Source organism: Frankia sp. RB5 (assembly GCF_059816245.1).
Map to the genome: position 1 here is coordinate 17,100 of NZ_JCBATA010000022.1, position 13,412 is coordinate 30,511.

10 protein-coding genes are annotated in these 13,412 nt (G+C 73.5%); 5 read left to right on the forward strand and 5 right to left on the reverse strand.

Annotation, left to right across the window (positions count from 1 at the left end; translation table 11 throughout):
• Positions 1-89: 89 nt before the first annotated feature.
• The 4 genes from AC6EXY_RS13850 to AC6EXY_RS13865 all read left to right on the forward strand — a co-directional run bounded on the left by AC6EXY_RS13850 (position 90) and on the right by AC6EXY_RS13865 (position 6,004).
• Positions 90-899 carry an enoyl-CoA hydratase/isomerase family protein gene (locus tag AC6EXY_RS13850; RefSeq protein ID WP_101832296.1) on the forward strand — a complete coding sequence of 270 codons (810 nt, stop codon included), beginning with the start codon at positions 90-92 and terminating at the stop codon, positions 897-899.
• The gene (locus AC6EXY_RS13855) at positions 896-1,702 is read left to right on the forward strand and encodes an SDR family NAD(P)-dependent oxidoreductase (RefSeq protein ID WP_165818420.1); all 807 of its coding nucleotides are present in this window, start codon (positions 896-898) and stop codon (positions 1,700-1,702) included. Before AC6EXY_RS13850 ends, AC6EXY_RS13855 begins: the two co-directional genes overlap by 4 nt.
• Complete coding sequence (locus tag AC6EXY_RS13860) at positions 1,699-4,347, forward strand: acyl-CoA dehydrogenase family protein (RefSeq protein WP_499817429.1); 2,649 nt, start codon at positions 1,699-1,701, stop codon at positions 4,345-4,347. Before AC6EXY_RS13855 ends, AC6EXY_RS13860 begins: the two co-directional genes overlap by 4 nt.
• A gap of 67 nt (positions 4,348-4,414) precedes the next feature.
• Positions 4,415-6,004: an acyl-CoA synthetase gene (locus AC6EXY_RS13865; RefSeq protein WP_101832299.1), complete on the forward strand. Its 1,590-nt coding sequence runs from the start codon at positions 4,415-4,417 to the stop codon at positions 6,002-6,004.
• Between the two features lie 55 nt (positions 6,005-6,059).
• On the opposite strand, the gene AC6EXY_RS13870 is transcribed toward AC6EXY_RS13865, so the two are convergent.
• From AC6EXY_RS13870 to AC6EXY_RS13890, 5 genes are read right to left on the reverse strand one after another with little or no spacing between them, the layout of a single operon-like run.
• Positions 6,060-6,779, reverse strand: a complete 720-nt coding sequence (locus tag AC6EXY_RS13870; RefSeq protein ID WP_165818421.1) for an EthD domain-containing protein — start codon at positions 6,777-6,779, stop codon at positions 6,060-6,062.
• Between the two features lie 54 nt (positions 6,780-6,833).
• Positions 6,834-8,141, reverse strand: coding sequence for a phosphotransferase family protein (locus AC6EXY_RS13875; protein WP_499817428.1), 1,308 nt, complete (start codon positions 8,139-8,141; stop codon positions 6,834-6,836).
• Positions 8,131-9,339 (reverse strand): cytochrome P450, encoded by a 1,209-nt coding sequence (locus AC6EXY_RS13880; protein WP_499817427.1) that lies wholly within the window; start codon positions 9,337-9,339, stop codon positions 8,131-8,133. The genes AC6EXY_RS13875 and AC6EXY_RS13880 overlap by 11 nt, the downstream gene beginning before the upstream one ends.
• Entirely contained in the window at positions 9,336-10,103 is a 768-nt protein-coding gene (locus tag AC6EXY_RS13885) for a TetR/AcrR family transcriptional regulator (RefSeq protein ID WP_499817426.1), read from the reverse strand. The genes AC6EXY_RS13880 and AC6EXY_RS13885 overlap by 4 nt, the downstream gene beginning before the upstream one ends.
• Positions 10,104-10,157: 54 nt before the next feature.
• On the reverse strand, positions 10,158-11,456 hold the full coding sequence (locus tag AC6EXY_RS13890) for an acyl-CoA dehydrogenase family protein (RefSeq protein ID WP_101831672.1): 1,299 nt from the start codon (positions 11,454-11,456) through the stop codon (positions 10,158-10,160).
• A 580-nt stretch (positions 11,457-12,036) separates the two neighbouring features.
• On the opposite strand from AC6EXY_RS13890, the gene AC6EXY_RS13895 reads away from it, so the two are divergent.
• Positions 12,037-13,338: an ABC transporter substrate-binding protein gene (locus tag AC6EXY_RS13895; RefSeq protein ID WP_165818351.1), complete on the forward strand. Its 1,302-nt coding sequence runs from the start codon at positions 12,037-12,039 to the stop codon at positions 13,336-13,338.
• The last annotated feature ends 74 nt before the right edge of the window (positions 13,339-13,412 follow it).

A 13,412-nucleotide genomic window follows, 5' to 3' on the forward strand; every position in this document is an offset into this window, starting at 1 on the left:
GCGCCTCTCTCAGTGTCCGGGTAATTTGCAGTCATGCCCCGAAAAGAAGTACCTGATCTGCTAGTCCGGGTCGTGGCGGGAGGCGATGGATGGCCGATGTCGAGGTGGAGCGGCGACCCGACGGTGTCACGGTGATCACCATGAACCGGCCGGAGCGGCTCAACGCGATCGATCTGGGCCTCGTGACGGGGCTGCGGGACGCGCTGGACGGCGTCCGCCGCGACCCGGCCGCGCGGGTCGTGATCCTGACCGGGGCGGGCGGCGCGTTCTGCGCGGGGGCCGACCTGAAGTCGGACTCCTTCACCGCCGACTCCTTCGAGCCGGGACGGGGGGAGCTGGGACGGCTGTACGAGTCCCAGGAGGTCGTCACCGGCGTCGCGATCGCCCTCAACGAGCTGCGCCAGCCGGTGATCGCCGCCATCGACGGCGTCGCCGTCGGCGGGGGCTTCGGGTACGCCCTGGCCTGCGACCTGCGGGTGGCCAGCGATCGGGCCCGGTTCGGGGCGGTGTTCACGAACATCGGCCTGTCCAACCTCGACGTCGCGGTCTCCTACTTCCTGCCCCGGGTCGTCGGCGCCGGGCGGGCCTTGGAACTGATGCTGACGGCGAGGGTCATCGACGCCCCGACCGCCCGGGAGATGGGCGTGGTCAACGACGTCGTGCCCCCGGGGCGCCTGCTCGACCGGGCGCTGGAGCTGGCCGCCGAGATCACGGCGCGGTCGGCGTTCGGCGTGTGGATGACCAAGTCGGGCTTCTGGGCGAACGTGGACGCGCCGTCGTTGCGCCACGCCGTCGACCGCGAGTACCGCACCCAGGCCCTCGGCTCGCTGCACGGCGACATGCACGAGGCGATCGAGGCCTTCCGCGCCGGCCGCGCGCCCGCATGGAAGCCGCTGTGATCGGCCGGACGGCGGTCGTCACCGGGGCCGCCCGGGGCGGAGGACGGGGCGTCGCGCAGGCGCTGGCCGGCCACGTCGAGAACCTCGTGCTCGTCGGGCGCAGCACGGCCGCGACGCCGAACCCCCGGGTCGGCGGCACCCTGGAGCAGGTCGCCGACGAGCTGCGTGACCGCGGCAGCACCGTGCTCGTCCAGCCCGCCGACCTCTCCCGCGCAGCCGACCGCCAGGCCCTCGTCGACCTGGTCACTGGCTCGCTCGGCGGCTGCGACCTGCTCGTCAACAACGCCGCCTTCAACCCGCTCGGGGCGTTCCTCGACCGTTCGACCACCTCCTTCGAGGCCGCGCTCGCGGTGAACGTGACGGCGCCGGCGGCGCTGTGCCACGCCTTCCTACCGGGCATGCTGCGCGCCGGCTTCGGCCGCATCGTCAACATCGGCTCGGGCGCCGCGACGACGAACTACGACGGCATCGCGCAGGTTGCCTACTCCACCGCCAAGGCCGCGATGGAACGGCTCAGCACCGCGCTTGCGGGCGAGTTCGCCGGTCGGGGTGTCGCGGTCAGCTGCGTGCGGGTCGACGAGGCGCTGCGCTCCGAGTTCCTCGCGGAGCTCTTCCCCGGCGCCGGCGCCGGCGACACGGCCGGCGGCTGCACCCCGGACGAGTTCGGGGTGGCCGTGCGGTGGCTGCTCGCCCAGGGGGACGAGGTGTCCGGGCGAGTCCTGACATTCCAGCACCTGCGCGACGCCGGGGCCTTCACCGCGCCCGCGCCCGCACGGACGAAGGGCCGGGTGGACGAACGATGACGGACGCCGTGCGGTCGGAGGCAGGGCTGGGCGCCGGGCCCAACGCGGGGCTGGGCGCCGAGCCGAACGTGGGGCTGGGGGCCGGGGCGGGCGTCGGGCCGCGGAGTGAGGCCGACGCCGAGCTGCGTGCCCTGCGCGAGGTGGTGGAGTCGTTCCTGGAGCGGACCTCGCCGCCGGGGCGTGTCCGCGAGCTCATGGGCACCGACCCGGGCTACGACCCGGACGCGTGGCGCCGGATGGCGACCGAGATCGGTCTGCAGGGACTCGCGGTACCGGTCGAGTACGGCGGCGAGGGCGCCGGCTGGCGGGAGCTCGCGGTCGTCTTCGAGACATTCGGCGCGGCGCTGGTCTGCGCGCCGTTCTTCGGCACGGTCGCTCTCGGGGTGAGCGCCCTGGGGGCCGCGGCCGACGAGCGGGCGGCCCGGCGCTACCTCCCGCGCGTCGCCGCCGGGGAACTGGTCATGACGGTCGCGCTCGGCGAGCCCCAGCCCGCGGGCGAGGTCGGGCTTGCCGGTGGGGTCGGGCTTGCCGGTGAGGTCGGGGTCGGCCGGGGGATGACCGTCGCGGCCGAGCGTGGTCCGGGCGGATGGACGCTGCGCGGCGAGTGCGCGCGGGTCGTCGACGGGCAGGCGGCGGATGTCGTGCTGGTGCCGGCGAGCACACCGGACGGCCCGGGGCTGTTCGCGGTCGAGACCGCGCCATCGGCGATGGGCGGCGGCGGCGTCGAGCGGCACCCGCTGCCGACCCTGGACCAGACCCGTGGCCAGGCACGGCTCGTCCTGCGCGATGCGCCCGCCCAGCTCGTCGGCCAGGTCGGCGCCGCTGGGAAGATCCTCGCCCGCACGGCCGGGTTCGCCGCGGTCGCGCTCGTCGCCGAGCAGGTCGGCGGGGCGGCGCGCTGCGTGCGCGAGGCCGCCGGGTACGCCGGTGTCCGCCGGCAGTTCGGCCGGCTGATCGGCTCGTTCCAGGCGGTCAAGCACGCCTGCGCGACCATGGCGGTCGACGTCGAGTCGGCGCGCTCGCTGGCCCGCGAGGTCACCTGGCTCGCCGCCACCGACGATCCGCGGCTGCCCACCGCCGCCGCGCTGGCGCTCGCCCACTGCTCGGACGTCTATGTCCGCACGGCGGCCGCGAACATCCAGGTACATGGCGGCATCGGCTTCACCTGGGAGCACCCGGCGCACCTCTACCTCAAGCGGGCGAAGAGCTCGGCCCACCTGTTCGGCTCGCCGTCGGCCCAGCGTGCCCTCGCCGCCGACGGCCTGGCGGCGCTGGCCCGCGCCGACGGCGCCAGCGGACTGAGCCACGCCCTGCTGGCCGACCCCGCGGCCACGGCGGATGCGGTGAGCGCGCCGCCGGCGTCGGCGGGCGTGGCGTCGGCGGGCGTGGCGTCGGCGATGGAGGTGGCGTCGGCAGCGGAGGTGATCCGAGCGGACGAGGCGGTTCCGGCGGAGCTCGCCGCGGACCTGCGTGCGCGGGTCGCGCGGCTGCTGGCGAGCGCACCCGACCCCGCGGTCGACGACGGCATCCCGTTCCGGAGCGCCCAGTTCGACGCGGGGCTCGCCTGGGTGGGGTTCCCCGTCGGCCTCGGCGGCCTCGGGCTGCCCGCCGCCGGGCAGGGCGTCATCGACGACGCGCTCGCGGCCGCCGCAGTGCGCTCCGCCCACCTGCGCAACCCGATCGGCTACGGCAACGCGGCGCCCGTCCTCGCCGCCCACGGAACGGACGAGCAGCGCCGGACGTACCTGCGGCGCTGCTTCACGACCGAGGACATCTGGTGCCAGATGATGAGCGAGCCCGGCGCCGGCTCCGACGTCGCCGGGCTGGCCACCCGGGCCCGCTTCGACGGCAAACGGTGGATCGTCAGCGGCCAGAAGGTGTGGACGTCGTTCGCGCACGTCGCACGCTTCGGCCTGCTGGTCGCCCGGACCGACCCGGACGTGCCCAAGCACCAGGGCATCAGCTGTTTCATCGTGGACATGCGCGCACCCGGCATCGAGGTCCGGCCGCTGCGGATGCTGACCGGCAAGGCCGACTTCAACGAGGTCTTCCTGAACGACGTCGAGGTGGACGACGACAACCGCATCGGCGAGGTGAACCGGGGCTGGGCGGTGGTCCGCTCGAACCTGGAGGGCGAGCGGCTCGCCTTCGGCCGGGTCGGCGACGAGCCCGAACCCTGGGCTGACCTGCTCGAGCAGTGGGGTGCACGGGTTTCGGCGCAGGCGCCGCCGGCGGGCCGCGCCGCCGCGCGCGACGCTGTCCTCGACGACCAGGTGATGCGGGCCGCAGCCCGAGGCTGGGCCGCCCGGCTCACCGCCGACCGGGCCCAGGACGGCGAGCCGCTCCATCCGGCCGTGGTCAAGATCCTGTCGTCGGAGTCGGCGCAGGAGGCGACCGAGGCCGCGCTCGACCTGCGCGGCGGGGACGCGACGCTCTACGCGCCCGACGGGTACGCCTTCGAACGGCCGACCCATGCCGGCATCATGCGGGGCGAGGCGGGTGAGCGGTATCTGCGCACCCGAGCGCTGACCATCGAGGGCGGCACGTCCATGGTGATGCGCAACGCGGTCGGCGAGCAGGTGCTGGGACTGCCCCGGGAGCACCGGGTCGACGTCGGCATTCCCTGGCGCGACATCCCGCGATAGCCGAGGCTGCGCTCACCACCGCCCCATCGCCCGCTGTCCACCGCCGCCCCGGGAACGGAGTCCTCCGATGAGCGAGTTCACCGACCTGACGATCGACCGCCACGCCGAGCTCACCCCGGACAAGCCGGCGCTCATCATGGCGCGCAGCGGGCTCACCGTGAGCTTCGCCGAGCTGGTCGAGCGCTCCCGCCGAGTCGCCCGGCTGTTCCACGCGCTCGGCTTACGACCCGGTGACGTCGTCGCCGTGCTGATGGAGAACGGCCCGCGGTGGTTCGACGTGTGCTGGGCGGCGCAGCGCTCCGGCCTGCACTACTGCGCCGTCAACTGGCATCTGGCGCTGGACGAGGCCCGTTACGTGCTGCGGGACTCAGGGGCGAAGGTGCTGGTCACGAGCCCGTCGACGGTGGCTCAGGCCGCGGAGTGCTCGCGCGGCATCCCGGACCTCGCCCGCTTCGTCGTCCACGGCCCCGACGACCCGGCGGACGGCGAGCCGCCCACCCTGCCCGACGGCTTCACCTGGCTGGACGACGCGCTCGCCGACCAGCCGGCGCGCCCGCTCGCGGCGGAGATCGAGGGCGCTCCGATGATCTACTCGTCGGGCACGACCGGACGTCCCAAGGGCGTGCGGGTCGATCTGCCGCCCGCGCCCTACGGATCGGGCACCCTCGCCGACCGCATGATCGGCAGTCTGTGGCCCTTCCACGACAACACCGTCTATCTCTCGCCGGCCCCGCTGTACCACGCGGCGCCGCTGTACTGGTCGATGATGGCGCAGCGCCGCGGCGGCACCGCCGTCGTCCTGGAACGCTTCGACGCCGAACTGGTGCTCTCCTCGATCGAGCGGTACCGGGTGACGCTCGCCCAGTTCGTGCCGACGATGTTCATCCGGATGCTGAAGCTGCCCGCCGAGACCCGCGCCCGCTACGACCTGTCAAGCCTGGTCATGGCGGTACACGCGGCGGCGCCCTGCCCGGTGTGGGCGAAGCGGGCGATGCTCGACTGGTGGGGGCCGGTCATCCACGAGTACCTCGGTGCCAGCGAGGGCGGCTACGTGCAGATCGGTCCCCAGGAGTGGCTCGCCCACCCGGGCTCGGTCGGGCGGCCCTCGGACGCCATGCGCGCGCACATCCTCGGCGAGGACGACGAGGAGCTGCCCGTCGGCGAGGTCGGCACGATCTACTTCGAGAACTCCGCGCAGACCGCGTACCACAACGATCCGGAGAAGACGCGCAACGCGTTCAGCCGGCAGGGCTGGCGGACCCTCGGCGACATGGGCTATCTCGACGCCGACGGCTACCTGTACCTCACCGACCGCAAGGCCAACGTCATCAACTCCGGCGGGGTGAAGATCTGGCCGCTCGCGGTGGAGAACGTGCTCTCGGCGCACCCCGCCGTCGCCGATGTGGCGGTGATCGGCGTGCCGAACGACGAGTTCGGCGAGGAGGTCAAGGCCGTCGTGCAGCTCGCCGACCCGGCGGCGGCCAGTCCGGCGCTCGCCGAGGAGCTGATCACCTTCTGTCGCGGCGAACTCGCCCACTACCAGTGCCCCCGGACCGTCGACTTCGTCGACGAGCTGCCGCGGCTGCCCTCGGGGAAGCTGCTCAAGCGGGTGGTGAAGGAGACCTACTGGCAGGGCCGCGCCTCCCGGGTGCTCTGACCGAGGAACGGTTCAGAGCACCCGGGAGGCGGACGGGCGGCCGCACCGCGCGGGGTCAGCCGGCAGCGGGGGCGGTGTCGCGGATCGCGGGCATGGCGAGGGCGACGCGGGTGGCGAGCAGGACGCTGGACGACTCGTCCACCACCGCGGCGGCCTGCGCGGCGAGCGCGGACTTCGTCCGGTCGTCGGCGAAGAAGGAGGTCATCGCGTCGAGGGTGTCGAACCACAGCTCCTCGACACCGTCGTAGTCGTAGCCGGCTGGGCGGTCGAGGATCACGTGGTTGTGCGCGAGCCGGCGGACGCGGCCGTCCGAGGCGGCGAGCAGCGCCCGCGCGCCCTCGCCGCTCCAGCGGGTGACGAACTCGGCGCCGCCGAGCCCGGGCCTCGCCTTCACGAACCGCACCGCGAGGTGACGCACCCGCGGGCCGTCGGCGAGCACGGTCTCAACCGCGTAGACGGTGAAGTCCCGCACCAGCCCGGAGAAGACGCGCAGTTCGTCCGGAACCAGATGGGTGCGGGCGTCGGGGTGGTCCCAGGTCTGCACGGCGTCGAGCAGGCCGCGGACCGGCAGCAGGTTGACGCCGTCGTAGGCGACGCTGGCACCGGGCAGCAGCTCGGGATCCGGTAACACCTCGCACTGGGTCACGCCGGTGAACGCCGGGAGGAAGTCGGGGAAGCGCGCGCTGAGCTTCGCGTGCGCCCGCCAGTTGGCCACGAACTCCTCATGGGTGGTCGTCGGGTTACGCCTGGCCAGATAGATCATTTTCACGGTCATCGCTTCGAACCTCCTCGACCATTCAGCCATGCGGCAGGTCGGTGGCGCAGCCGGTCAGCCGCGGAGCAGGCGCAGGGCGGCGGCGGTCATCGCCGGGACCGCCCGCGCGGCGGACTCCACCTCGGGGTCCGGGCCGGCGCGGCGGCGGTGCTTGACGATCGCGGCGACCGTCGCCGCCTGCTTGAAGCGGGACAGGGCGGCGAACCAGTCGAGGCCCGGCAGCGCCGTGCCGGACGCCCGCTCGTAGGCGGCGCGCAGCTCGGCGGTGTCCGGCCAGCCCGCCGCGGCGCGCACCGCCAGCGGCATCCCGGCGTCGGCCGCCCACATCAGGAACCAGGCGACGTCGATCCGCGGATCGCCGAGCGACCAGATCTCCCAGTCGACGATGCCGGTCACCTCCGAACCCTCGGCGAGGAGGTTCCCGAGCCGGTAGTCGCCGTGCAGGATCACCGGCGGCAGCGGCGGTGGGGCCGACGCGCGCAGCAGGGCGGCGCACTCGGCCGCGCCGTCCCGCAGGTCGTCGGGGACGGTGGCGATCAGCCGTTCCCACCTCGCCACCTCGCCCGCCGGTGTGGTGACCTCGTCGGACGCGCCGGCGCCCGCAGGTGAGGCGCCCGCAGGTGAGGCGTCGGCGGGCGAGGCGCCGTGGGGGGCCGCGGGCGCGGTGGGGGTGAGCCGGGCGGGGTCGACGGCGTGCAGGTGGGCGAGCACGCGGGCGGCGGCCAGGGCCCGGGCGCGCAGCAGCGCGGGCGCGGGCAGCCGCCCGCCGGGGGGAAGCGGATCCATCAGCGGCTCGAAGCTCGATCCCGGCAGCCGTGACGTCGCGACGAACGGCGGTGTGTCGGGCGGGTCGCCGACGTCATCGAACAGGACGGCCGGGACCGGAAGGCCGGGGACGTCGGCCAGTGCGCGCAGCAGCCGTGCCTGCCGCAGCATGTCCCGGTTCCCGACCGGCGCGAGTCCCGGCGGCGCGACTCGGACGACGGCGCTGAGCAGGTCCGACGACCGTGCCGGCTCGGACCGTGCTGCCGGCTCGGACTGCGTTGCCGGCTCGGACTGCGTTGCCGGCTCGGACCGTGCTGCCGGCGCGGGCTGTGTTGCCGGCGCGGGCTGTGTTGCCGGCTCGGACCGTGGCACGCCGGGCGGGTCGGCGGACCAGCGGGCCGCGAACGTGAGGCCGGACGCGCCGCCGCCGAGCGGCTCGAACGCGACCAGGTCGAGGCCCGCGGCCCAGTCGCGCCCGGCGTGGGCGACCCGCGCCGGCAGATGCGCGAGCGCGGCCTCGCGCACCGCGGCCCGCGCTGCCGTCGTCGTCATCCCGGCTGCGGTGGGCCGGGCGGCGGCGCGGGGGTCAGCGGACAACGGGAAGTCCCGACACGGCGCGCATCGCCATTCCGTAGATGTGCGGGTCGCCGGCGTCCGGCGCGAAGCGCATTCCGGGCAGCTCGTCGAGCACCGCCTCCAGGGTGGCCATCATCTCCAGGCGGGCGAGCTGGTAGCCGAGGCAGTGGTGCGGGCCGTTGCCGAAGGTGGCGGGGGAGCGGGTCTGGCGGTCGAGGTCGAAGACGTCCGGGTCGGGCCAGACGTCCGGGTCGCGGTTGGCGGCGGCGGGGCAGATCGTCACGAACGAGCCGGCGGGAATGGCCGTGCCGGCGAGGTCCAGGTCGCGCGCGGCGATCCGGGGGACGTTGTGCGTCGGCGGGTCCCAGCGCAGCGTCTCGTCGACGAACCGGCTGACCAGGCCGCGGTCGGCCGCGACCCGCGCGGCGAGGTCGGGTCGCGACAGCAGCACCCAGAGCATGACGCTCGCGCCGCGGAACGTCGTCTCCGCGCCGGCGGGCAGCAGCAGGCGCAGGAAGTTCACGATCTCGTCGTCGGTCAGGGCGCGGCCGTCGACGGTGGCGGCGAGCAGCAGCGACGCCAGGTCCTCGCCGGGGTTGGCGCGCTTCTCGGCGATGAGCGCGCGCATGTACTCGCCCATCTCCCGCTCGACGGGCACGCCGGCGCTCGGGTCGTAGGCAACCGTGATGAACACCTCCGACCAGCGGCTGAAGCGCTTCCAGTCGATCGCGGGGACGCCGAGCATCGCGCAGATCGCCCGCATCGGCAGCTGGAACGCGAGGTCGGCGACGAGCTCGCCGTGGCCGCGTTCGGCGACCGCGCGGGCCAGCTCGTGCGCGGCGGGCCGGATGAACCCGTCCATCCAGGTCTGCAGGGCGGACGGCTTGAAGGCGCTCGCGATCGTCTTGCGCAGCGCGGCGTGCTCCGGCTCGTCCATCTCGAGGATCGACGGGCCGGTCACGATGCCCAGGTAGTTCTGGTAGACGGCGTTGGACAGCGCGGTGCTGTTGAACGCGGCGCGCACCGCCGGGTACGACAGGACGGCGAAGGAGCGGACGCGGTCGAAGGTCTGCTCGCCGCCCAGGCCGAACTCGGCGCGTAAGTCGATCTCCAGCACCTCGCCGCGTTCGCGCAGGCGCCGGTAGACCGGGTAGGGGTCGCGGACGTCGCCGATGGCGAGGATGTCGTCGTGGACGAACTCGGTGCCGTCGACCTTCACGGGGTACCTCCTGGCAGGCGGGGTTCGGGTCGCCGACCGCGGCGGCCGGCGTGAGGGGCGGCGGTGTCCGGCTCGGGGGCGGGACGCGGGCTGGGAGCCAGCGGCCTGCCGTCGCCGGGCGGCGTCTGGGCGCGCTGGGCCGCGAGCCGGGCCGTCTCCGGTGACACCGGCGCGGTGAGGATGGCCACCACCACGTCGACGAGCTGGCTGGTGAACAGGCGGTCGTCGGCGTGCGGCCGGGCTCGGGCCCGCCGGCCGAGCTCGACGGCCACGTAGGCGATCGCCGTGTGCCGGCGGTGCAGCAGGACGGCGGTCGGGTCCAGGTTCGGCTCGACGAGTTCCCGCCAGCGCAGCAGGCTCTCGGTCGGCACGGTCCAGGACGGCGGGTCGTCCGCGGGGAACGGGCGGGCCGCGATGTCGGCGTTGATGCGCAGGAACTCCCGCCCGCCGGCCGGATCGCCGAGCTTGGCCGCCCACGGGCGGACGAGCGCGCCGGCGAGGTGGCGCAGGTCCGCCCGGTCGGTGGCCTCGTAGGCGTCGAGCAGGGCGAGCCGGCCGGCCTCCACCGGCGGCGAGTGCTTGTCGAGGATCGCCTGGATGATCCCGGTCCGGTCGGCGAAGTGGTACTGGAGGGCCATCGCGTTGCGGGCACCCGCCTCCCGGGTGATCTCCCGGAGGCTGACGCCGTCGATGCCGCGCTCGGCGAACAGGCGTTCCGCGGCGTCGACCAGCCGCGTCCGGGTCTCGTCGGGACGGCGACTCACTGAAGTGGTCCTCCTGGTCGGTGGTGGGGCGCGCGGCCGGGGCCGCGGGCGGAACTACTGGTTGGCGACGGCGTGCTCCAGGCGCTCGGCGAACCGGGCCCGGGCCGCCGCCCGGCGGGTGGGCAGGTGCCCGCTCGGCCACAGGCCCTCCACCGGCTCGTAGCCGGCGAGGACCTGGCGGGCGAGGCTCACGGCGTGCACCTCGCTCGGGCCGTCGGCGAGCGCCAGCACCTCCGCGGCCACCAGCATCGCGCTGAACGGCATCTCGTTGGAGACCCCGAGGGCGCCGTGCAGGTGCATCGCGCGCCGCACGACGCTCGCCAGCACCCGCGGCATCGCGACCTTGACCGCCGCGATGTCGCCGCGCACCCTGCGGTAGTCCCGGTGGCGGTCGATCAGCCAGGCGGTGCGCAGCACGAGCAGCCGGAACTGCTCCAGCTCGATCCAGCTGTCAGCGACCGCCTCCTGGGTGAGCTGCAGCGACGACAGCGAACCGGTGCGGGTGCGCCGGGAGACGGCCCGCTCGCACATCATGTCGAACGCCGCGCGGGCCATCCCGACGGTGCGCATCGCGTGGTGGATGCGCCCGCCGCCGAGCCGGTCCTGGGCGATCGCGAACGCCTGGCCCTCGCCGCCGAGCACGTGGTCCGCGGGCACCCGCACGTTGTCGAAGCGCAGGTAGGCGTGCGCGCCGGCCTCCTCCGGCTCGCCTCCGAGACCGACGTTGCGCACGATCTCCAGGCCCTGGGTGCCAGCCGGCACGATCAACATCGACATACCCCGGTAGGGCCCGGCGTCCGGGTCGGTGACCGCCATGACGATGAAGAACGTGGCGTACCGGGCGTAGGAGGCGAACCACTTCTCGCCAGTGAGGACCCAGGCGTCGCCGTCGCGCACGGCGCGGGTGGTGAACAGCGCGGGGTCGGAGCCGCCGTGCGGCTCGGTCATCGCGTAGCAGGAGGTGATCTCGCCGTCGAGCAGCGGGCGCAGGTAGCGGGCGCGCTGCTCGGCGGTGCCGAAGCGGGCGAGGATCTCCGCGTTGCCCGAGTCGGGGGCCTGGCAGCCGAACACCGACGGCGCCCAGTGCGAGCGGCCGAGCAGCTCGTTGAGCAGGGCGAGCTTCACCTGCCCGTAGCCCGCGCCGCCGAGGTCCGGGCCGAGATGGCAGGCCCACAGGCCGCGGGCGCGCACCTCCTCCTGCAGCGGCCGCAGCAGGTCGCGGACGCGCGCGTTCGCCTTGTCGAACGGGTGCTCCGGCAGCAGGTCGAGCGGCTCGACCCGCTCACGGACGAACGCGTCGACCCAGTCGAGCCGGCGTTGGAAGTCCGGGTCGGTCTCGAAGTCCCATCCCATCGCAGGCGGGCCACCTTCCCTGTTACCTGATCGTTCGGACGCCGGAGACACTAATGCGGTTGCATCACCAAGTCCACCTATCGCCCGATGTTCTCAATCGGATGCACGGCTAGATGAGCTGTGTGCATGAACACTGTCCTGCAGGCACTACGTGCGATTATGTAGCTGATAGTAGTTAATAGGGTTCGTAGAGAGAGCAAATCCGGACCTTCCCCAAACCTCAGATGTCCGCTACAGTTCCCGCCATGAGTGAGCCAGGACACATAGAGGTGAGATCGGGGCCCGGAGTCTGACCGCTCGGACCGCGTCCGGGTCTCCTCCGTCGCGCGACCGCTGACGGGCCGCGCCCCGCCGCAGCATCCGGGCCGGCTCCACCGGAGCCGGCCACATCACCGTCAACGCCGGCCCGGGCGCCGGCCACACACCGCCGCCCGGCGCGCCCGCGGCCTTGGCCTGCCGTCGCGATCACGCGCCCGCCGTCGTCGTCCGCACGCCCGGCGCGTCGGCGGCACCCGTTCGTGACACCGGTCCAGGCATGTTCTGGACCGGTCCGCTCCAGAACATGAGGACAGGAGACCTGATGAGGTTCAGTCGAGGCAGGACGGGCCGGGGCCGGTCAGCCACGGTGCCGCCGCGCCGGCAGCGTCGATTACTGACCGTCGTGGCGATGTCGACCGCCGGCCTGGTCGCGGTCGCCGCCTGTGGCTCGGGCGGCTCGTCCACGGCGTCGAGCCCGACCGGGTCGACCGGCGCGAACGCGGCGACCGGCTCCCCGGTGGTCATCGGGTTCATCAACCAGACGACCGGCCAGCAGGCCGCGTACCCCGAGATGACGGTCGCCGCGCAGGCCGCGATCAAGTACGTCAACGCCGAGCTGGGCGGTGCCGGCGGCCACCGCGTCGACATGCACGTCTGCAACACCGACGGGACGCCCACCCAGACCCAGTCCTGCGCGCAGAAGCTCGCCGCCGAGAAGCCGCTGCTCGTCGTCGCCGGCTCCGACTTCAACTGGGCGCTCGCCACCAAGATCTTCAACGGCGCGAACATCCCGGTCTTCGGCCAGACGCCGGTCCAGGGACCCGACTACACCGCCAAGGACACCTACTACCTGAGCAACGGCTCGCTGGGTGCCGGGGCGGCACAGGCGGCCTATGTGATCAAGAACGCGCCGGACGCGAAGAAGGTCGGCATCATCGGCCCGCAGATCCCCGCGCTCCAGTCCATCATCACGCTGATCACCAAGGCGCTGGAGGCGAAGGGCAAGTCCGTCAAGCCGGTCACCTTCCCGCCGACGACCACCGACTTCCTCAGCGCCTGGAGCGCGCTCGGCGCGAAGGACCTCGACTACGTCATCGCCGAACTGCCGACGCCGTTCTGCGTGCCGCTGATCAACGCGTCCAAGTCGCAGAACAACACCACGCCGGTCATCACGACCGCCCTGTGCAACTCGGCCACCACCTTCTCGAAGGTCGGTGACGCGATGGACGGCTGGGCCATGAACGGCACCGGCCCCGACCCGTACGGCAACACCCCCGACGCCGTCCTCTACCGGGCCAAGATGGCGCAGTACGCCGGCAAGAGCGCGAACCTCGGTGGCTACGCGCCGTTCGGCTTCCAGGTCCTGATGTGGGTCACCCAGTCGATCATGAAGCCGGTGGCGAGCGGCCTGACCGCCGACGCGGTGCGGGCGCAGGCCCTCAAGCCCGGCGGCCACGTCTTCCTCGGACCGGACAGCTACCAGTGCGCGTCCAATGAGAAGTACACCTCCGTGTGCAGCTGGGACGTGTACATGACCAAGGTCAAGGGGCGCGCGATCGACTCCACGCCCGGCAGCGCGGAGTACATCGACGCGCTGGAGACCCTGAAGAGCACGGGGGTCTGACGGACCCGCGGTCCCGGCGCGTCCGCCGGCCGGGACCGCGAGCCGGGTGCCCTCGCACAGTCAGTCGTTCCGTC